This is a genomic window from Asticcacaulis solisilvae (assembly GCF_017875235.1).
GTDB classification, from domain to species: domain Bacteria; phylum Pseudomonadota; class Alphaproteobacteria; order Caulobacterales; family Caulobacteraceae; genus Asticcacaulis; species Asticcacaulis solisilvae_A.
On the sequence record NZ_JAGGMI010000018.1, the window covers coordinates 44,663 to 65,480 of the forward strand.

General features: G+C 62.0%; 18 protein-coding genes and 1 tRNA gene. 12 read left to right on the forward strand and 7 right to left on the reverse strand.

Features of this window, described 5'->3' with window-relative positions; translation table 11 throughout:
* Positions 1-16 precede the first annotated feature (16 nt).
* The 4 genes from cobS (at position 17) to J2X24_RS20680 (ending at position 5,079) form a co-directional block, all read left to right on the forward strand.
* Entirely contained in the window at positions 17-1,018 is a 1,002-nt protein-coding gene (cobS, locus tag J2X24_RS20665; RefSeq protein WP_209725681.1) for a cobaltochelatase subunit CobS, read from the forward strand.
* 167 nt (positions 1,019-1,185) lie between these two features.
* Positions 1,186-3,036, forward strand: coding sequence for a cobaltochelatase subunit CobT (cobT, locus tag J2X24_RS20670; protein ID WP_209725683.1), 1,851 nt, complete (start codon positions 1,186-1,188; stop codon positions 3,034-3,036).
* A 142-nt stretch (positions 3,037-3,178) separates the two neighbouring features.
* Positions 3,179-4,084 carry an esterase-like activity of phytase family protein gene (locus tag J2X24_RS20675; protein ID WP_209725684.1) on the forward strand — a complete coding sequence of 302 codons (906 nt, stop codon included), beginning with the start codon at positions 3,179-3,181 and terminating at the stop codon, positions 4,082-4,084.
* Positions 4,084-5,079: a helix-turn-helix domain-containing protein gene (locus J2X24_RS20680; RefSeq protein ID WP_209725686.1), complete on the forward strand. Its 996-nt coding sequence runs from the start codon at positions 4,084-4,086 to the stop codon at positions 5,077-5,079. Before J2X24_RS20675 ends, J2X24_RS20680 begins: the two co-directional genes overlap by 1 nt.
* A gap of 683 nt (positions 5,080-5,762) precedes the next feature.
* Here J2X24_RS20680 and rpmB read toward each other — a convergent pair.
* From rpmB to J2X24_RS20710, 6 genes are all read right to left on the reverse strand, one after another.
* The gene (gene rpmB / locus J2X24_RS20685; protein WP_209725688.1) at positions 5,763-6,056 is read right to left on the reverse strand and encodes a 50S ribosomal protein L28; all 294 of its coding nucleotides are present in this window, start codon (positions 6,054-6,056) and stop codon (positions 5,763-5,765) included.
* 126 nt (positions 6,057-6,182) lie between these two features.
* Positions 6,183-6,632 (reverse strand): hypothetical protein, encoded by a 450-nt coding sequence (locus J2X24_RS20690; RefSeq protein WP_310005083.1) that lies wholly within the window; start codon positions 6,630-6,632, stop codon positions 6,183-6,185.
* Between the two features lie 271 nt (positions 6,633-6,903).
* Positions 6,904-7,422 (reverse strand): CarD family transcriptional regulator, encoded by a 519-nt coding sequence (locus J2X24_RS20695; protein WP_209725690.1) that lies wholly within the window; start codon positions 7,420-7,422, stop codon positions 6,904-6,906.
* Between the two features lie 521 nt (positions 7,423-7,943).
* On the reverse strand, positions 7,944-8,234 hold the full coding sequence (locus tag J2X24_RS20700; RefSeq protein ID WP_209725692.1) for a DUF1294 domain-containing protein: 291 nt from the start codon (positions 8,232-8,234) through the stop codon (positions 7,944-7,946).
* A 19-nt stretch (positions 8,235-8,253) separates the two neighbouring features.
* Complete coding sequence (gene fdxA, locus J2X24_RS20705) at positions 8,254-8,592, reverse strand: ferredoxin FdxA (protein WP_209725694.1); 339 nt, start codon at positions 8,590-8,592, stop codon at positions 8,254-8,256.
* A 107-nt stretch (positions 8,593-8,699) separates the two neighbouring features.
* The gene (locus tag J2X24_RS20710; protein WP_209725696.1) at positions 8,700-8,990 is read right to left on the reverse strand and encodes an RNA-binding S4 domain-containing protein; all 291 of its coding nucleotides are present in this window, start codon (positions 8,988-8,990) and stop codon (positions 8,700-8,702) included.
* A gap of 245 nt (positions 8,991-9,235) precedes the next feature.
* Here J2X24_RS20710 and J2X24_RS20715 point away from each other — a divergent pair, with 245 nt between their 5' ends.
* From J2X24_RS20715 to J2X24_RS20735, 5 genes are all read left to right on the forward strand, one after another.
* Positions 9,236-11,731, forward strand: coding sequence for a glycoside hydrolase family 9 protein (locus J2X24_RS20715; protein ID WP_245344998.1), 2,496 nt, complete (start codon positions 9,236-9,238; stop codon positions 11,729-11,731).
* Between the two features lie 59 nt (positions 11,732-11,790).
* Complete coding sequence (locus J2X24_RS20720) at positions 11,791-12,882, forward strand: calcium:cation antiporter (RefSeq protein ID WP_209725699.1); 1,092 nt, start codon at positions 11,791-11,793, stop codon at positions 12,880-12,882.
* Between the two features lie 85 nt (positions 12,883-12,967).
* The gene (locus J2X24_RS20725) at positions 12,968-13,345 is read left to right on the forward strand and encodes a hypothetical protein (RefSeq protein WP_209725701.1); all 378 of its coding nucleotides are present in this window, start codon (positions 12,968-12,970) and stop codon (positions 13,343-13,345) included.
* Between the two features lie 58 nt (positions 13,346-13,403).
* Entirely contained in the window at positions 13,404-13,970 is a 567-nt protein-coding gene (locus tag J2X24_RS20730; RefSeq protein ID WP_209725703.1) for a TetR/AcrR family transcriptional regulator, read from the forward strand.
* Positions 13,967-15,361 carry a hypothetical protein gene (locus tag J2X24_RS20735; RefSeq protein ID WP_209725705.1) on the forward strand — a complete coding sequence of 465 codons (1,395 nt, stop codon included), beginning with the start codon at positions 13,967-13,969 and terminating at the stop codon, positions 15,359-15,361. Before J2X24_RS20730 ends, J2X24_RS20735 begins: the two co-directional genes overlap by 4 nt.
* On the opposite strand, the gene J2X24_RS20740 is transcribed toward J2X24_RS20735, so the two are convergent.
* Positions 15,309-18,221 carry a helicase-related protein gene (locus J2X24_RS20740; protein ID WP_245344999.1) on the reverse strand — a complete coding sequence of 971 codons (2,913 nt, stop codon included), beginning with the start codon at positions 18,219-18,221 and terminating at the stop codon, positions 15,309-15,311. The two genes, J2X24_RS20735 and J2X24_RS20740, sit on opposite strands and share 53 nt — an antisense overlap.
* 281 nt (positions 18,222-18,502) lie before the next feature.
* Here J2X24_RS20740 and J2X24_RS20745 point away from each other — a divergent pair.
* From J2X24_RS20745 to kduI, 3 genes are all read left to right on the forward strand, one after another.
* Positions 18,503-18,579: transfer RNA gene (locus tag J2X24_RS20745), tRNA-Arg, on the forward strand.
* A gap of 14 nt (positions 18,580-18,593) precedes the next feature.
* On the forward strand, positions 18,594-19,547 hold the full coding sequence (bla, locus tag J2X24_RS20750; protein ID WP_209725707.1) for a subclass B3 metallo-beta-lactamase: 954 nt from the start codon (positions 18,594-18,596) through the stop codon (positions 19,545-19,547).
* Between the two features lie 409 nt (positions 19,548-19,956).
* A complete protein-coding gene (kduI, locus tag J2X24_RS20755; RefSeq protein ID WP_209725710.1) occupies positions 19,957-20,805 on the forward strand; it encodes a 5-dehydro-4-deoxy-D-glucuronate isomerase in 849 nt (282 codons plus the stop codon).
* The last annotated feature ends 13 nt before the right edge of the window (positions 20,806-20,818 follow it).

The window sequence follows — 20,818 nt, forward strand, 5'->3', positions numbered from 1 at the left end:
GATTGAAAGCCAAAGAATGCCTGCCGATCTTGAATATGCCGATCCGTTGCTGAACCTGAAACCGGATAAAAAGGTCAGCATTCGCGAGGTGTTCGGCGTCGATGCCGACATGATGGTGCCGGCCTTTTCCAACCGCGACAACCACGTGCCGGATATCGATGAGGCCTACCGCTTCGATCCGCAGACGACGCTTGCCATCTGCGCCGGCTTTGCTTTCGATCGCCGCGTGATGGTCCAGGGCTTCCACGGCACGGGTAAATCGACGCACATCGAACAGATCGCCGCGCGCCTGAACTGGCCGCTGGTCCGCGTCAACCTCGACAGCCACGTCAGCCGGATCGACCTGATCGGCAAGGACGCCATCGTGCTGAAGGACGGCCAGCAGGTCACGGAATTCCGTGAAGGCATCCTGCCGTGGGCGCTGCAACGTCCCGTCGCCCTGGTGTTCGATGAATACGACGCCGGCCGTCCGGACGTCATGTTCGTCATCCAACGCGTGCTGGAAGCGCAGGGCCGCCTGACCTTGCTGGACCAGAACAAGGTCATCAAGCCGAACGCAAACTTCCGCCTGTTTTCGACGACCAACACCATCGGTCTCGGCGACACGACCGGCCTCTATCACGGCACCCAGCAGATCAACCAGGGCCAGATGGACCGCTGGTCGTTGGTCACCACGCTCAACTATTTGAGCCATGACGCCGAGGTCGAGATCGTCCTGGCCAAGGTGCCGGAATTCAACACGCCGGAAAAGCGCCAGATCATCGATGCCATGGTGCGCGTCGCCGACTACTCGCGTTCGGCCTTCGCCAATGGCGACATCTCGACCGTCATGAGCCCGCGGACCGTCATCACCTGGGCGCAGAACACGCTGATCTTCGGCGACGATCCGGAATTGGCCTTCCGCCTGTCCTTCCTGAACAAGTCCGACGAACTGGAACGCCACACCCTGGCGGAGTTCTACCAGCGCGCCTTTGGTACGGACGTCAAGGAATCGGCTCTCAAAGTGAAGGTGATCTGATCTTCTCCTCCCCATGAGAATGGGGAGGGGAACCACGAAGTGGTGGAGGGGTAGGCTGCGTCTGTGGAATACCCCTCCGTCATTCCGCCAAGGCGGAATGCCACCTCCCCAGCCTCGCCGGCAGGCAATCGCTAGGGAGGAGAGTTGGAAGGAACCCGCGAGCCGCCATGCCGCCCAAAACGACCATCTTAAGCGAACCGTTCAAAAAGGCCCTGGTGCACTCCACCCGCGCCCTGGCCGAGGATTCCGAGCTTGAGATCATCTTCGGCTCGGATGGCCCAAAGCGTGACGGCAATAAGCTGACCCTGCCGCACCCGCCGCGCGACCTGGCGCCACGTCAGGCACAGACCATCCGTGGCGTTGCCGACCGGGCCGCCTTGCGTATCGCCCACCACAATGACCGCATCCATGCCAGCGCCCGTCCGCGTGACGACAAGAGCGCCGAAGCCTTCGATGCTTTGGAAGAGGCGCGGCTGGAGGCCCTGGGCGCCCGCGCGCTGATGGGCGTGCGCGCCAATCTCCATGCTGCGAATGTCAGCGAGCTGGAACGCAAGGGGACGGGCCGCAAGGAGCAGAAGGACGAGCTGAATTTCGCCGATATGCTGGGCCAGATCGCGCGCGAGCACCTGACCGGAGACAGCGTGCCGGGCCTGATCGAGCGTGTCGTCAACTTCTTCCGCGGCGAGGTCGAGGACAAGGCCGGCAACCGCTTGCGCGCGCTTCTGCCCTATATCCATGACCAGAAGCGCTTTTCCGAAGAAGCGCGCCGCATCCTGACCGATCTCGACCTCAAGGACGACAGTCTCGATGCCGAGAAGGAAAAGCAGGACCAGGGCGAGGACGAAGACAACGAAGGCGATGCCGAGACCGAGGATCAGGACGACAACGAGCCTGAGGCCGAGGAGGACAACCGTCCCGAACAGGACGAACCACGCGCCGATGGCCAGGAACAGTCCGAGGAGGGCGAGGACGACTACACCCAGATGCAGGGCGACCCGCAGATGGCATCGGAGTCGACCAGCGACGAAATACCGGACGGGGAGGCCGGCGAGGTCGACTTCCGCGACCAGGGCGCGCCGGACACGCCGATCAAGCCCGACTATGAGATCTATACCAAGCAGTTCGACGAGGTCGTGACGGCCGAAGAGCTGTGCGATCCGGAAGAGCTGGAACGCCTGCGCGGCTTCCTCAATGCGCAACTGGCGAACATGGCCAGCGTCGTGTCGCGCCTGGCCAACCGCCTGCAGCGCAAGCTGATGGCGCAGCAGAACCGCTCGTGGACCTTCGACCTCGAAGAAGGCGTGCTGGATGCCGCCAAGCTGACGCGGGTCATCGTTGATCCGTCGGCCCCTCTGTCATTCAAGCAGGAAAAGGACACCGAGTTCCGCGATACGGTGGTGACGCTTCTGCTCGACAATTCGGGCTCGATGCGGGGCCGGCCGATCATGGTCGCCGCCATGTGCGCCGACATCCTGGCGCGGACCCTGGAGCGCGTCGGCGTCAAGGTCGAGATCCTGGGCTTTACCACCAAGGCGTGGAAGGGCGGCCAGTCGCGCGAAGCCTGGGTGCGTTCGGGCAAGCCTGCGGGGCCGGGCCGGCTTAATGACCTGCGCCACATCATCTATAAGGCCGCCGACAATCCGTGGCGCCGGGCACATAAGAACCTCGGCCTGATGATGCGCGAGGGGCTGCTGAAGGAAAACATCGACGGCGAGGCACTGAACTGGGCCTATGGCCGCCTGGCCGGCCGGCCCGAGCAGCGCAAGATCCTGATGGTCATTTCGGACGGCGCGCCGGTCGATGACTCGACGCTGAGCGTCAATTCGGGGCACTATCTCGAAAACCACCTGCGCAAGGTGATTGCCGATATCGAAGGCGCGCGGAGAGTTGAGCTGGTGGCGATCGGCATTGGCCACGACGTGACGCGCTACTACAAGCGCGCCTTGACGCTCATCGATGTCGAGCACTTGGCTGGCGGTCTGATGGATAAGCTCACAGAGTTGTTCTCCGAACCCTAGACCGTCACGTCCGTGCCATGTTTGTGAGGGATCCCCAATATCTATGACGCAAGTTAGCAAACGCCCTCGAACTTACTCCTCCCCAGGTTACTGGGGAGGGGGACCGCGCCGGCTTGCCGGCGTGGTGGTGGGGGCTCTTGCTTTGCTTGCCACAAGCACCACACAGGCTGCCCTGCATCCCTACGGTCAGAAGCGCACGCTGAACATCCAGCCCCTGCCGGCCGCCAGCGACGCCCATCCGGTCAATCCGGCTGTCCGCTACGCCGGCGGTTACGAACTGTCGCCGCAACCACGCATGTGGCAGTTCCGCGGCATGTCTGACCTGCGCGTCACGCCGGGCAATGGCGCCCCGCGTGTCGAGGTCATCAGCGATATCGGCGTCGCCATCAGCTTCGACCTCAAGCAGGACGCGCCGATCGATCTCGAACAGCTGCGCGGCGACGACGGCAAGACGTTCACCAACCGCTTGTTCAGCGACGCCGAAGACAGCGCCTTTGATCCGCGCACTGGCACGCGCTACGTTGCGTTCGAGCGCACTCACCGCATCATGGCCTTCCGCAACGGCTGGACGCAAAAGGGCGAAACGCTTCAGCTCAGTGGTCTGCCTGTCTTTCCCGCCAATGAGGGCATAGAAGGCCTGACGCTGGTCGGCGACAGCCTCCTGGCCGGTGGCGAAGGCGGCGGCTTCTGGCTCTGTCCCCTGACGACCCTGGCCTGCCGCCAAGTCAAGGGACCGCAGGTGCCGGGCTTTATGTACAAGCTGACCTCGCTGACGACGCTGGAACCTGGCGGCAATGAGGTCCTGGCCCTCTATCGTTTCTATAATCCGCTGATCGGCCTGCGCAGCCAGTTGCGCCTGCTTCGGCTGAACGGCGACCGCCTGACCGTGGTGAGCGATCTTTTGAAGATCGCACCGCCCATGCCGGCCGACAATTACGAAGGCGTGGCGGCGGTGAAGACGGCGACCGGCTATCGCTTCTACCTGATCTGCGACAATCTCGATCCGGTCGCCAAGCCCAAGCTGCTCGTTTACGACTGGACGCGCTGATGCTTGCCGTGCTGGCGCCCGCCACTGCCGCCTGTCAATTGATGATGGCGCTGATCATCTGGCGCAGGACGCAATTGCCGGGGCGGAGTGATCTGGCGATCAGCCTGATCTCTGGCACCGCCTACTTTCTTCATGCTGCGTTTCCAGACGATTTGCGCTTCCTGCTGCCGATCGTCCTGGCGGCGCCCCTGGCATGTAACCGCGCCATTCGCGCCGGTTTTGAGACATCGCGCCGTCCCGTTTGGCAGGACCTTGGCATTCTGGTCTTTCTCTTAGGATTCGGTTTGGCCGCGCGCGTTGGTGCACCGGGATGGACGGGCCTGGCGTCGAGCCTCTTGAGCCTCGCGCTTTTCGTCGAACTGCCGATCATCGTCTGGCGCGGCCTGCCGGACGACCTGGTCGCCGCCCGGCGAAGCATCCGTATCTGGGCGCTGGGGCTGTCGGCAGTGCTGGGCGCCGGCGTGGCCATCGCCTCGGTCCTGGGCGGCGCTGTCTGGGCCGTCCCGATCGCTGCCGGGCTGACCTGCGGGCTGATCTTTGCCGCCGTCGCCTTTGGCGGTGGATTGCCCGACACGCTGTCAGCGTCGCCGCAGGCCGCCAAAAGCCCGCTCGACAGCCGCGAGCAGCAGATACTGCGCCGCCTCCGTGAGGTCATAGCCGAAGCCTATAGCGACCCAAATCTGACCCTGTCGAAACTGGCGCAGCGCCTTGACGTTCCGGAACATCGCCTGCGCCGCGTCATCCATTTGGGCGAGGGCCAGGGCAATTTCAGCGCCTGGCTGAGCGGCTATCGCATCGCCGCGTTCAAGGCGCGTATCGACGAGGACGCAACCATCCTGACGCTTGCCCTGGCTGTCGGCTACAATTCGCTGTCCGCCTTCAACCGCGCTTTCAAAGCAGCGGAGGGCGTGACCCCCAGCGCCTTTCGGGCGGCGCGAAAGGCGAATGCGAAAGCAATCAGCGAGCCCACGCCGGAAACGCCCAACGCGACATAGGGCGATGGAAACAGTGTCGCTGCCGCTACCGACATCAGGGCGGCAATCAGCCCGGCCATACGGAAGGCATGCTCCGCCGGGTTCAGCCATAACCGCCAGCGCGACGGCAGAAGCGTGCGGACCACGTCCCAGCCGCCATAAGTCACCAAGCTGCCGGCGGTGGCGTAAACGAGCGCAGGGGGCCAGTTAAGCAGGCTTTCGATCCGTGACATTCCGAAAAGACCGGTACCCGCCATGACCACCAGAATGGCTGGGCCTAGATCGCCAAGGCGCCGTCCATTCTCTTTCAGTTTCAGGGCACGCACGCCGGCCCAGAGGTTGTAGCTGATGACTATGCTGACGCCCATCAGGTCCAACTTGCCGCGAAAAACAAAGGCACCGATCAGCGCCGTGGTCACGCAGGCGATCGCCAGGCCCACCGTGATCCTGCCCATCATCTGGTGGACGCCGCCCCCCTTGCGGCGCGCCAGGACGACCAGGCCGGTCAGAATGGCCAGCGAACCGGCGGTTACGTGGGTGATGATGTTGAGGACGTGGATATCGGGCATGAAACCTCCTGTTGGAAGGGCTGTCATGCGGCGAGCCAGACGCCGTTTCCGGCCGATTTCTGAAAACGGTCAGCTTTCAGGCAACAAAAAACCCGGCGCGACGGCCGGGTTCTTCAAATTCACGGGAAGCAGGCTTTAGGCCTTGGCTTCGTCCAGCTTCGCCTTGATCTGCTTCTTCAGGCGACGGGCGCGCAGGGACAGGTCTGCGTCGTCGGCCTTGATCAGGAAGGCGTCCAGGCCGCCACGGAAGTCGAGCGTGCGCAGGGCGGCGTTCGAGATCTTCAGGCGATAGGACTGGCCCAGCGCTTCCGAAGCGAGGGCGGTTTGACGCAGGGACGGCAGGAAGCGGCGCTTCGTCTTGATGTTGGAGTGGCTCACGGAATGGCCAACCATCGGGCCGACACCGGTGAGTTCGCAGCGACGCGACATGGGTTCCACCTTAGGAAAGAAAAAATGACAGACATGCCTGCGGCGAAGCCGAGGCTTGAAGAGGGGCGTTCTATAGGCAAAGAGGTTCGGCAGGTCAAGGGGAAAACGCCACCTGACCTGCCGGTTTCAGTTCAGCCCGAAATGCCGGCCGGCAAATGCCCGCGGCGTGTCGGTCGTCGGGCGCACAACGATCTGGTGATCGTCCCGCCAAAGGACTTCCCGCGGCCGGCGGAGCTTGATGGCTTCCACGGGGACGCCGCCTTCGCCGATCAGCCAGGCACAGTACCGCGCCCGCTCTATGCACTCACGCGCGGCCGGATGGAACCAGCAGACGCCGTAAATGCTGCCGCGCCGCTTGAAGTGACGCGAGACCCGGCCGGGAATGGGCAAATAGTCGTTGAACCAGTCGAACTGGCCGTCGAGCTCCCGGCGAATCCAGTCGGGACATCCGGTCCGCGACAGATACCAGGAAGCCCGGAAAAAGCCGGTCTCCGCGCCCGTCATCCGGTCGCGGAGCGGCGTTACGAACCGCACATACATGGAGATACCTTCGCGACGCAGTCTGTTTTGCGTCACGCCATTGCTTTGGAATTTTCAGGGCAGGTGGGCGATCCCTTCGGATCGCGCTCAGGCTTCCAAAGGGAGACGGGGCGGGGGTGTGTTCTTAAAGAACATGTCGCGGTCTCTCTGTACGGTTAAGGTCCGGCGCGGATAGATCATATCGCTATCGCCGGCAAGTTGGTTTTGAATGAAACGATTTTGTCGCCGCAGGGTGCGGCTTTTGCGTCACGCATGAAAAAAGCCCTCCGGCGAACCGGAGGGCTTGTCTCTTTTGTGATCCGAAGGCTTAGGCGGCCTTGGTCAGGTTCTTGTTGAGGATGGCGACGGCGGCGTCACGATCGATCTTTTCGATGGCGGCGACTTCGCGGGCCATGCGGTCCAGCGCCGATTCATAGAGCTGGCGCTCGGAATAGGATTGTTCCGGCTGGCTATCCGAGCGGTGCAGGTCGCGGACCACTTCGGCCAGCGAGACCAGGCAGCCCGAATTGATCTTGGCTTCATATTCCTGGGCGCGGCGCGACCACATGGTGCGCTTGATACGGGCGCGGCCCTTCAGCGTGACCAGCGCTTGCGACATGACGGCGTCGGCGGCCAGATGGCGCAGACCGGCCGTCTTGGCCTTCTTGGTGGGGACGCGCAGGGTCATCTTTTCGTGGTCGAAGGTGACGACGTAGACTTCCAGTGTCAGGCCCGCAACTTCCTGGGTCTCGACCGCGGCGACCTGACCGACGCCGTGCGCCGGATAGACGACCTTGTCGCCTACGGAGAAATCATGACGGGTGAGGGTAAGGGTATCTGCTGACATCTTTAAAGCCTTTCGCTTCAAAAGTGGAACAGGGTGGCGAGTACGATGTCTTTCCAACCGTCAGAGGCGCGGGCTTCGGCCGGGGAGGGCTGAAACGCGGACCTTAGGAACGCAAAAAAACCACGCCGTAGCACAGAATATTCTGCAAAACGGGTGGTGCGCTGACTTCCTGACTTAAGACAAGATTCTCATCCGACCTGTGTCGATGGTGCGCATCAGATCCAGGAAAAGCGGAACTGAACGCATGAAACAAACGAAGTTTTGCGTGGAGCGTATGGTCTGTGCCGGTGGCTTTCGAATGAAGGCCAGAGGCGTCGGGAGGCCGCTGCGACTCTTGCAATACGTTAGGATATATCACAAATTTGCGACAAGATAAAGTCTCGCCCCGGCAGGGGGCGTTCACGTATAAAGACTTTATAAGTCAAAGGCATCGCCTGACGAATTGGTATTTTCATACCTTTGGTATCTGCGCGACTCTAAAATATTTTTCATAAAGATCGCTCACGGTCCGCATTATAGGGTTAATGCGTGGCCGCATAGAGCCAAATCAACACAATCCCCAGACTTTGCAGGCCCGCGATCAGGTGCAGCCGCGCCATGAAGGTGTCTTTGCGACGCTTGTGACGCACCCATTGCGCCATTAGCAACGACGCGGGCCACGCGCCCAGCATAGCCAACAACAGCAAGGTTTTCTCAGAAATGCGGCGGGAACCGCGTACCGCTCGGCTCTTGTCGTGAGACCACAGGATCATCGCCATCAGGTTAACGCCTGTAAACCAGACGGCGATAATCACCCACAGGGTCTGCGACATTTCAACGCACGGTGTGCGATTACTTGCCGTCGCCGGGCTTTTCGGAGAAGTACTTCTCGAATTTGCCGGTCTCGCGTTCAAATTCTTCGCGGTCGGCGGGCGGGGTGCCCTTTTCCGAGATGTTCGGCCACACAGCGGCGTACTTGGTGTTGATCTCCAGCCACTTGGTGCCTTCGTCCTCGGTGTCCGGCTTGATCGCGTCCACGGGGCATTCCGGCTCGCAGACGCCGCAGTCGATGCATTCGTCCGGATTGATGACCAGGAAGTTTTCGCCTTCGTAGAAGCAGTCGACCGGACACACTTCCACGCAGTCCATGAACTTGCACTTCACGCAGGGGTCGGTGACGATGTAGGTCATAACGCTTACAAGCCTTTGGGCATGCCTTCTGGAAATTCGCTGGCGTCATGCGGCAAAGCTGGGCGAACGTCAAGAGTCAGACGCGCCATTTGTTCTAACGCCACAGTTTAGGACGCGGATTCGTTGATTTTATAGAGGGTTTGTGCCTCGGTCGCCGGGCCGCGCCGTTCCCCGGCATCCAGGATGGTGATGTCGATCAGCCGGGCGCCCAGCGCAAAGATCAGCCGGTCGCCAGGCTTGACAGCTTGCGAGGCTTTTTCGACGCGCGATACGGCGCCGAAGCGTTCCAGCCGGACATGACCCGACTCGCACATCTTGGCTGACAGGGCGCGCGTCTTGAAGAAACGGGCGCGCCACAGCCAGACATCGAGCCGGACGGAGGAGGGATTGTCAGTCATGATCCGTGATATTGTGCGCGAACTGAAGAATGTAAAGTGCGTAGCGTAACCCCTCAGGCTCGCCGCCCGCGCCCAACCTCTCCCCGCTTGAGGGGAGAGGTTGGTTCGCGATAGCGAACCGGGTGAGGGGTGTGTCCACGCAGCGAAATAGGGTTGTGATAGCGCTGTCAGGCGGCTATGGTCGCCGCCGGTTGAAACCGATTACAAGAGTGGCTCCACACACGCCGCCGCATGGGAGAAACACGATGAAACCAGCTTTCAAAAGCTTGCTGACCACCTGCGCCATCATGGCGCTTTGCACCGGAACGGCCTTGGCCGCTCCCAACCTGAAGCTCAACGAAAAGGGCTATTTCGAAGCGCCGGGCCTGAACGTCACGGTCTTTGCCGACATCTATCCCGATGGCCACCAGACCGGCGTGACTATTATTCAGCACGGGACGCGAATCGCCGCCAACGGCGATATCCGCCTGGAACCATCGCCCGGCCAGTGGTCGCCCATGCCGGCCAGCGAAGGCACATTAAGTGTCGACAACGCCACGGGCACCGTTTCGCAGACCCTGAAATATCCCGACGAGTCCAAGAACCGCAAGGGCTTCAATCCGATTGAGTACCCCGATCTGAATTTCAGCTACAAGGTCCGCGTCACCCCATTGGAGGGCAATGCCTTCCAGGTCAGTGTCGACCTCGACAAGCCCCTGCCCAAGGAATGGGAAGGTAAGGTCGGCTTCAATTTCGAGCTCTTCCCGGGGGAACTGTTCGGCAAGGCGTGGCTGATGTCCGATGCCAAGGGGCAGAACCAGGGCGGCATTTTTACGCGCCAGGCCAACGGGCCGATGGAACAGGACGGCGGCCAGTTGGTCGCGGCGTCCATGGCGCGCGGCAAGACACTGATCGTCGCGCCTGACAATGACCTGCAACGCATTCGCTTCGAGAGCCAGACGGGCGAACTGAGCTTGCTCGACGGCCGCGGCAATTTCAACAATGGCTGGTTCATCGTTCGCGAACTGACCAGGCCCGGCGCGACCAAGGACGCCATCACCTGGGTCGTCACGCCGCATACCGATCCCGACTGGCGCTATAAGCCCGTCGTCCAGGTGTCGCAGGTCGGCTATCGCCCGGGCCAGGAAAAGATCGTCGTCATCGAACAGGACCCGCGCGACAATGCCGCGCCTCCGGTGACGCTGTACAAGCTGACCGAGACCGGCAAGCAAAAGGTCGCCGATTTCGACACCAAGCACTGGGGCGCTTTCCTGCGCTATAACTACTTCCGTGCCGACCTGAGCAGCGTGAAGGACCCCGGCATGTATGTCGTCAGCTATCGCGGCCAGGAAACCCACGCCTTCAAGATCGGCGAGGACGTCTTCGACCGCCACGTCTGGCAGCCGACCCTGGAGTATTTCCTGCCGGCGCAGATGTGTCACATGGTGGTGAAAGAGAAATACCGCACCTGGCACGGCATCGACCACCTGGACGACGTGCGCATGGCGCCGGTCAATCTCAACCACTTCGACGGCTATCTGCAGGGCGGATCGACGCTCACCAAGTACCAACCAGGCGACCACGTGCCGGGTATGGACCGCGGCGGCTGGCACGACGCCGGCGACTATGATCTGCGCGTCGAATCGCAGATGGGCACGGTCTGGCTGCTGTCGAAGATGGTCGAGGAGTTCAAGCTCGACTACGACGCCACCACGATCGACCAGGAAAAGCGCATCGCCGAGATCCACACGCCGGATGGCAAGAACGACGCCCTGCAGCAAATCGAACACGGCCTGTTAAGCGTCGTCGGTGGTTACAACGCCATGGGCCGCACTTATCGCGGCATCATCGAGCCCTATTTGGAGCAATATACCCTTCTCGGCGACGTCACGGTCCAAACTGACAATCTGCGCCATGATCCGGCGCTGAAGGCGGGCGAAAAGACCGGCACGCATTCGTCGCTGACAGACGACCGCTGGGTGTTCACCGAGGACAATCCCGATCGCGAACTGGATACCGCCGGCGGGCTGGCGGCCGCGTCGCGCGTCATGAAGACCTATAATCCGCAGCTGTCGGCCGACTCCCTGAAAGCCGCCCAAGACCTGTATGCCAAGTCCTTTGACCGCGCCAAGAACGTCAAGGCCAAGGTCTTCGCCCTGTCGGAACTGGCCCAGACGACGCGTGATGCAGGCCTGATCAAGAAGCTGGTCGCCATGAAGGCCGATATCGTCGCCAATATCGACAAGACCGGACCGGGGCTGGCCTCCGCCATGCCGCTGATCAAGGACAAGGCCTTCCGCCGCGATGTCGCCGCCGCCGTCAAGGCGCATCAGGACAAGCTGGCGAAGGAGGCTTTGGAGACGCCTTACGGTGTGCCGTACAAGCCCAATATCTGGGGCGCCGGCTGGCAGATCCAGGAATTCGGCGTCGATCAGTACTTCTTCCGCAAGGCGTGGCCCGAAGCCACTCCGGTCACGTTGCAGCATGAGGCGCTGAACTTCGTGCTGGGCGTCCACCCGGGCAGCAATACTTGGTCGTTCGCGTCGGGCGTCGGCGCCAACTCGGCCACGACCGCCTACGGCACTAACCGCGCCGACTGGAGCTATATCCCGGGCGGTGTGATCTCGGGCACGGCCTTGATCCGGCCCGACCTGCCCGAACTCAAGGTCTGGCCCTATTTCTGGCAGCAGGGCGAGTACGTCATGGGCGGCGGCGAGACCAACTATATGTTCCTGGTCCTGGCCGCGGCTCACAAGCAATAAGTCATTGCTTTTTTGCGCGTAAATGAAGGACTCCCAGATGTGCTGTCCGGGAGTCCTTTATGCTTGCCCTTGCCCGAAAAGAACTGTTCCTGATCATCGCCGCCGTCGTTGCCGCGGTGGCGCTGCCGATGGAGCACGCCATCACCCATGCGGGGCAGGGGCCGTCGCTGATCGCCGCCATCGCGTTGATCGGGGTTATCATCCTGGCGTCGCTACGGGTGGCGCATCACGCTGAAATCCTGGCCGAAAAGGTCGGTGAGCCGTACGGCACCATGATCCTGACCCTGTCGGCCGTGCTGGTCGAAGTGGTGATCCTCGCCATCATGCTGGGCAGCAACGAATCGCCTACCCTGGCCCGCGACACCATCTATTCGGCGGTGATGCTCGACATCAACGGCATTATCGGCGTCGCCGCCATCCTGGGCGGGCTGAAGCACGGCGAACAGCCTTATAACAATGCGTCCGGCCGGACCTATATCGTCATGATCATGACGGGCATGGGCGTATCCATGCTGGTGCCCGAATTCGTGCCGATGGCCAGCTGGCAGGCCTATTCGGTCTTCTCCATCGTCATCATGATCTTCCTCTACGGCATGTTCCTCAGGCTTCAGACGACGCGGCACAGCTATTTCTTCAGTTATAAATACGAGTCCAAAGGCGAGGACCACCACGATGCGCACGGCGCCGAACCCGTGGGCCGCGCCTGGCATTCGGTCGTCACCCTGCTCGTCGGCATCGTCCTGATCGGCATCCTGGCCGAAGCCATGTCGAAGACACTGGATGTCGGCCTTGAAGGCACGGGCATACCGCCGATCTTTTCGGCGCTGGTGGTGGCGACCATCTCGGCCAGCCCGGAAATCCTGACGGCCCTGCGTGCTGCCCTGGCCAATCGCATGCAGCCGGTCATCAATATCGCGCTCGGCGCCTCGCTATCGACCGTGGTGCTGACGGTACCGGTAATCGAGTTTCTGGCGCTGATGCGGGGCCAGCCGATCGTCATGGCCATGACGCCGGCCCAGAGCATCATGACCGCCCTGACACTGCTGGTCGCCGCGATCAACCTCAATGACGGCCAGACCAACGCCATCGAAGGCACGACGCATTTTGTGCTGTTCTGCGCCTTCCTGATGCTGGCCTTTCTCGGCCTGTAAGCGGAACCACGTTACGGTAAAACATATCGAATCCTGATTTCGTCTGGGTTGTACTCTACCTCAGGGCGAAAGCACGGAGCGCGACATGCCTGTTTCAGCGAAGAACGGCAGGACCCTTGTCCCCGAAATGATGGATGATGCGGTCCTGAAAACGAACCTGCTCGATGAAATCATCAAGGGCAGGGACAATATCGCCCGGGTGCTGGACGCGCTTAACCGGCTTTACCGCACCGAGGCGGTCGCCTATCGCCGCCCCGGGCCAAAGCGCGAATATATCGTATCGAGCGTCATCCTGTCCGACGGTGAAGGCATGGAATCGACCACGGTGGGCTTGCGCGACGAAAGCGGATGGATCTGCGCCGTCGATATGTATCACGAGCCGCATAAGGCGGCGCGCCTGTTGTCAGAGCAGCTGAAAACCGTCCTGCACGGCACTTCCCGCAGGTCGGCCAACGACCACTGAGCCGCGGTAATCACTGCCGGCTTGCGCAAATGCGCGCCGTCTAGTATACACTGTATACATGACGACCGCCGAACGCATTCTGCATTGTGCCCTGGAAGAACTCGCCGAGCGCGGGCTGGATGGCTTGAGCCTGCGCAGCGTCGGCACAAAGGCCGGCATCACGCCGATGGCGGTCTATCGCCATTACGCCGACAAGGCCGACCTGCTGCGCGCGTTGGGAGAGCACGCTTTCGCTGTGTGGCGGGGTCAAGTCGAGGCCATTCCCGGGACGGATGTCCGCCTGTGGCTTGAAGGCGCCGCGCGCGCCTTTATCGATTTCGCCATGGACGACCCGGCGCTGTTCGATGCCGCTTTCGTGCTCAGGACGGAGGTCGAGCGAATCTACCCGGAGGATTTCCGCGCCGGCAAATCGCCGGCGGTCAGCCTTATGGTCGCGCAGTTGACGCGCGGCCAGGCGGAGGGGCTGGTGCGGGCGGGCGATCCGCTTGAAACGGCCATGGCTGTGTGGGGCGTGTTGCAGGGGCTGATCCAGTTGCACCGCTCGGGCCGCTTCAACATGGCGCGCAAGGATTTCACGGCGCTCTGCCTGCGGTCGGCGGAACGCGTCTATGCAGTGGGGACATGATGGACAGGCTAGGTGAACGACGTTGGGGCGTCCTGGCGGCGCTGATTTCGGGCGGCCTGTTGGCGGTATCGCGCGACACCGGCCATTGGGGCGCGCTGGTCCTGGTGGCGCCGGTGCCGCTGCTGCTGCACACGCTGACGACGCGGCACGGTTTGAGCCTGTTCGGCCTGGCCTTCGTCGCCGGGCTGATGGGGGAGGCTGGCCCCATGCTGTTCTACGGCAAGGTCCTGCCGCTGATCTACGCCATTGCCGCGTTTCAGGCCCTTTTGTTTGCTGCGACCGTGCTCTTCGCGCGCTGGCTTCGCGCGACATCGTGGCAGTTCGTCCTTGGCTACGCCTCGATGACGGCCGGCAGCGAATATCTGGTTTCGCTGGTCTCGCCCAATGGCAGTTTCGGCGCCCTCGGCTATGCGCTGGTCGATGTCCTGCCGCTGTTGCAGGTGGCGTCGGTCGGCGGCGTCCCGGGCTTAAGTTCCATCGCCGCCGTTATCCCGGCAGGCCTGGCGGTGGTCATCCTGTATCCGAAGCAAATCGGGGGCTGGCTGGCCTGGGGAACGCCGACGGTCGCGGCGCTGGTGTATGGCGTCGTCGCCCTGGCTCAACCGCAGGGTCAGAACGTCCGCATCGCGCTGTTGAGTAACGATCATCACGCTGGCTGGCGGTTCAAATCGGTGGAAGCGCCCGCCATCGCCCGCCAGTATGCCGATGAAATCCGTGCGCTCTCGCCTGACCGCCCTGCTTACGCCGTCCTACCGGAAAAGATATTCGTCGAGGGGAAGGGCGCGGCATCGGTGGCGCCGATGTTCCAGGCCGTGGCCGATGAAACCGGCATCGCCGTCGTGGTCGGCTATGACGAATTCATCGATGGCCGCCAGGTCAACAGTGCGCGTCTCTATGCGCCGGGAAAGCCGGTCAAGACTTATCTCAAGCGCCGCATGGTGCCCGGTCTGGAACGCGAATTTTCTCCCGGCCCGGGGCCGCTGATCGTGGGAGACACCGGCATCGCCATCTGCAAGGATATGGACTTCGCACCGATGATCCGGGGCTATGGCGGCGCGAAGCTGCTGCTGGCGCCAGCCTGGGACTTCCGCGGTGACGCCCGGCTGCATGGCCGCATGGCAGTGGTGCGCGGCGTGGAGAACGGATTCGCCCTGGCGCGCTCGGCGTCCGAAGGCCTGATGACATTAAGCGACGCAAAGGGCCGCATAATCGCCGATCAGCCCTCGGCCGATGGACCGCGCAAGCTGGTCGGCGACCTGCCCCTGGGGCCAGGCGCGACCCTCTATAGTCGGATCGGCGATCTGTTCGCCTGGCTGACGCTCGGACTGTGCGCCGTGCTTAGCCTTGGCCGAGTTTTTCGCGCAGGATGGCGAACGGCGAGTAGGGGTTGACGTAGGGTTCGCGCGGCTTGTTTTCGGGGCGCGGGCCACGCGGCGCGCCGTCCTTATTGCGCTCCTGACGGTCTTTGCCACCGGGCTTGCGGTCGCCCTTGCCATGACGCGGCTTGCCAGAGCGGGCAGGCTTGCCGTCCTCGGCCACAGCCTCCTCACGCGGCTTGCCCTTGTGCTGGGGCTTGCCACGCTTGGGACGCGGCGCGCGCGACTCCAGCGACTTCTGCCGCCAGCCCAGACGCTCTTCCATGACCGGTTCGGCAGCTTCCACAGTCTCGGTGGGCTGTTCAATCGTGGTCTCGACCGGGAGAGCCTCTTCATCAGCCTGGACCGGAGGCTCGACAGTCTCAACCGGTGCTTCAACTGCGACCACCTTTGCGGGGGCCTCCGCTTCAACAGCTTCGGTGGTATCGATGACCGGTTCTGCGGTTTCCATACCGGCATCCGCCGGAATATCTTTCGCCCCTTCGGCGACCGGCTCAGCCTCCGCCTCCGCTGCCGGCGCTTCGACCTTGGCCGGCTTCACCACGACGGGGAAGCTCTGCGACTGGACCTTCACATAACCAAGCGCCTGGAGCAGCTGGTCGCGCGCCTTTTCGTCCATGCCCAATGCAGCGAAATCGTCCGGCCGGATATAGAGCGCGCCCCGGTGGAACAGGCCGTTGCCCATGATCTTGTCAAGCTGCGACAGCGTCTTGATACTGACGGGCGGATGGTCGCCGATCGCCACCTGGCCCTGCAGGCTCAAGGCGCGCTGGCCTTCGCCCTTGCCGAAGCTACGCAGGTAGTGGCGCGCCCCGCCGCTTTGCAGGTCGGGCAGGAACCAAAGATAGCGGTGGCCGGCGACGCCCAGGGCCTTCAGCGCCGCGCGGTCCTCGGGATTGATCTTGACGGTCTCATCGCGGCGGGTGACGCCGCCGTTCTCATAGAGCTGGAAGGCGATGGCGCGGACCTGGGCGGCCGTGGCCTCGTTTTCCGATGCGGCCTTGACCTTGGCCAGGGATTTCAGCGTATGCAGGCTGGTCTGGCGGACAAAGTCGGTGACGCGCTTTTCGGCGCGCGCCCGAAGCGCCGGATGATCGGCGCTGTCCATCAGCTTGATGCGCGGCGCGAACGGATCGGACGGTTCGATCTTCGCCACCGGCTCCTTGTTCCACAGGATGCGCCCGTCCTGGATACGCAGCGCCTTCGACGCCGTATTGCCGAGGTCGCGCAGCCGGTCAAGCAGCAGCGGATTGACGGCACGGAACGCTGCCTGCCGCAGGGTCTTGTCCTCGATGACGCTCTGGGTCGACGACAGGCTGAACGACAGCCCCTTCAGTTCGCCGACCTCGTGGCCTTCGATAATGACCTTGCCTTCGGGGGTGACCTCGGGGCGCAGTTCCTCATCGGCATTGAGCGCCTTCAAGAGCGCGCTGGTGCGCGTGTCGATGAAGCGCTGCATCAGCGCTTCGTGCAGCCGGTCCGACAGGCGTTCTTCCAGGTCGCGCGTCACTTCGCGCCAGTGCTCGGTGCGCTTCAGCCAGCCGCCGCGGTTGGCGATGTAGCTCAGCGTGCGCACGCCGGCCAGGCGCGAGGACAGGGTGTCGATATCGCCTTCCATCTTGTCGAGGTCACGGATCTCAGCTTCGATCCAGTCTTCGGGTACAGCGCCTTCAGGCCCGATGCGCGACCAGAACAAGTGATTGACCAGCTTGAAATATTCCTCGGTTCCGACTTTCCGGAAATCCGGAAGCTGGCAGGCTTCCCACAGGATGCGCAAGGAGACCGGGTTCTTGACCTTGGCGGCGATGTCCTCATCCTGAGAGAGGTAGCGGAGTGCCTTTTCATCGAGTGCTTCCTTGGCCAGGACAAGGCCGGGCTGCGGCGAGGGCAGGGTGAGGCTCTTCAGCAGCGCGTCGAGCGAAGTGAAGTCGAGCACAGAATTGCGCCATTCCGCCGCTTCGATCGGCAGGAACTGGTGTTGCTCGACCGCGTGAACCAGGTCTTCGTCCATATCGTGGCATTCTCCTGTGACACCAAAGGTGCCGGACTGGGTAAAGCGGCCGGCGCGGCCGGCGATCTGGCCGATTTCCTGGGCCGTAAGGTGGCGGGTCGACTTGCCGTCGAACTTGGACAAGCCGGAAAAGGCGACGTGGGCGATGTCCATGTTCAGCCCCATGCCGATGGCGTCGGTGGCGACCAGGAACTCGACTTCGCCGTTCTGGAACAGCGACACTTGGGCGTTGCGCGTCTTGGGCGACAGGCTGCCCATGACGACCGCCGCGCCGCCCCTCTGGCGCCGGATCAGTTCGGCGATAGCGTACACCTTTTCGGTCGAAAAGGCCACGATGGCCGAACGCTTGGGCAGGCGGGTCAGCTTCTTGGGGCCGGAATAGCTCAGTTCGGACAGACGCTCGCGCATCATCACCTCGGCCTCGGGGAAAAGGCGGCGGAACAAGGGCGCGAAGGTCTTGGCGCCGAGGAAGAGCGTCTCATGCCGGCCGCGCGCGTGCAGCAGCCGGTCGGTGAAAACGTGGCCGCGCTCGGCGTCGCCGCACAATTGGATCTCGTCGACGGCCAGGAAGTCGACCTGGCGCTCCAGCGGCATGGCTTCGACGGTGCAGACGAAATAGGAGGGCAGGCGCGGGATGATCTTTTCCTCGCCAGTGATCAGCGCGACGGCGTTGACCCCCTTCATGGCGACGACACGCTCATAGATTTCCCGGGCCAGCAGACGCAGGGGAAGGCCGATCATGCCGGTGGCATGGGCGGTCATGCGCTCCAGCGCATAGTGGGTCTTGCCGGTATTGGTGGGGCCCAGGACCGCCATGAGCTTGGACGGTTCGGGCGTGGGGCGGGCATAAACGGGTGTCGACATCGCCCGCACTAAATACGTGTCCGGCACAGCTTTGGAAAGGCATTTGTGGACAGGGGCCGTGCGGTATAACGCAATCGTAAACGGTCTGTTTCGCACAGGCCGAACGAGACGGAAACGAAACGTGTCCGAATCAGTGACGAATCACTATTGCCAATCTGTTCTATACTACATGTGGTAGCTGAATTTAGTGTTAACCATATTGGCGAGATTCGGGATGGATGTGAACAGATTCCTTTCCGGCTTGATTGCGAACGGCGGGGCACGCTAAAGAAGGTGTGCGTGGCCCCTTAGCTCAGCCGGATAGAGCAAGGCTTTCCTAAAGCAGAGGTCGGGGGTTCGAGTCCCTCAGGGGTCGCCATATAAATTAAGGCTGTGCTCGTCGACGAGGTTTCCGTTTCGATGGCTAGATTGCTTTTCTTGTGTGCCGCTGTTTTTCTGTCCGGGTGCGCGGCGCATCAGCCTGGTAGCCCTTTGCCTTTGGCGAGTGACGGTCAGGTCGCGGAGGCCGAGGCGGCGCCGCTTGCCGACATGGCGGCGGAAGCGCACTGGAATGATCCGTTTCCTCCATTCAAGGTGATTGGAAACATCTACTATGTCGGGACAACCGGCGTAAGCTCATGGCTGATTACCACGCCGCGAGGGCATTTTCTCCTGGACGGCGGGCTTCCGCAAACGCCGCCACAAATCATCGCCAATATCCAGACGCTTGGTTTTGATATTCGTGACGTCAAATATCTTCTCAACAGTCACGCCCATTTCGATCACGCCGGCGGCCTTGCCGCACTTCAAAAGGCAACAGGCGCGACCCTGGCCGCAAGCGCGGCGGATCGTGGCGTGCTCGAAACGGGCCGTGTCGGCTATGGGCCCACCTCGGACATTTCCGTGCCGCCGGTACGCGTCGGTCGCATTGTTCGCGATGGCGACAGGCTAAGCCTTGGTAGTGTAAGCCTGATAGCGCACCTCACGCCGGGCCATACCCCGGGTTGCACCAGTTGGAGCGTCGATGTCCGCGGCGACGACGGCGCGCTTCACCATGCCTTTTTCCATTGCAGCACCACGACGGGCGGGCAGACACTTGTGCCGGAATCCTATCCCGGCATGATCGCGGACTATCGCGCCACCTTCGCCTATATGCGCAAGGTCGATGCCGATATCTTTCTCGCGAACCATGCCAATTTTTTCGATCTTGCGGATAAGCGCGCCAGGCAGCTCGCCGGTGATGCCGGTGCATTTGTGGATCCTGCGGCGCTTCAGGAATTCAACGCGCAAAGCGAGCAGGAATTCAATGCCCAACTGGCAAGGGAGCGCGACGCCTCGTCGCGATGACATTCCTTATAGGGGTGTTGGCGCTCGCTTAATTCACACTTAATAGTGTTGATTGGGCGTGTGCTCAAAAAATATCATACAATTGAAGCGTCGATATATGGACATGACGAGAGCTATGTGAGACAAAAGAGGCCGGGTTTGCCCTTCCGCTTGGTACGCCCGTTCCTACTTTTCGTCTGAAGCCAGCGTCCGAGCGAGCTTCAAATGAGTGTTGTTCTCCCTGGATCACTCTCACGACGGTTGGGGCCGCTGAGCTAGCGGCCCCTTTTTTTTGAAAAAGCTGGCAATTTGACTGGCTTGCCAGGAAAAATCAGGTAGAAAGTTTTCGTTTCTATATGTGGACCTATGCGTCTATAACTGATACATCAAGTTATATCATACTTATTACGCCCTGGGGCCAAGCCGCGCAATGTACGATCGGGTCTTTTACGCAACCCATCCCGACGAGGTGATGAACGCGTCCCAGAACAATCTTCGCGACCGCTATCTGATAACGGATCTGTTTCGCGACGGCCATGTCTCGCTCAACTACGTTCATCAGGAACGTCTGGTTATCGGTGGTGTCCTGGCCGGCCTCGCGCCGGTCGAACTGCCACCCCACGACGCGCCGGACTCGCTGGCCGGCCAATCCTTCCTGGCCAACCGCGAAATGGCCGTCGTCAATGTCGGTGCCAATGCCGGCCTGGTCGAGGTCGACGGCGTTCACTACCGTCTGGACAGCAAGGATGCGCTCTACATCTCACGCGGGGTGGGCAGGGTTTCGTTCCGCGCGGTCGAGGCGAACGCGCCTGTGCGCTATTATCTGGCGTCGACGCCGGCGCATCAGTCGTTCGACACCAAACTCATTCCAATCAAGTCGGGCAATCCGCTCAAGCGCGGCAGCCTGGAGACCGCCAACAGCCGCACCATCCATCAACTGGTCGTGCCGGGGGTCTGCCGGTCGGCGCAATTGCTGGTCGGGCTGACGATCCTCGAGCCCGGCAGCGTCTGGAACACCATGCCCCCGCATCTGCACGACCGGCGCTCTGAGGTTTATTTCTATTTCGACCTGCCGGAGACCGCGCGCGTCTTTCACTTTATGGGCAAGCCCGCCGAGATGCGGCATCTGGTGGCGGGCAATGAACAGGGGGTAATCTGTCCGCCCTGGTCGATCCATGCCGGTTGCGGCACCGAGCCCTATGCCTTCATCTGGGCGATGGGCGGCGAAAACCTTGACTATAACGACATGGATGCGCTCGATATCTGCCAGTTGAGTTAGGTTGCGTACCCGG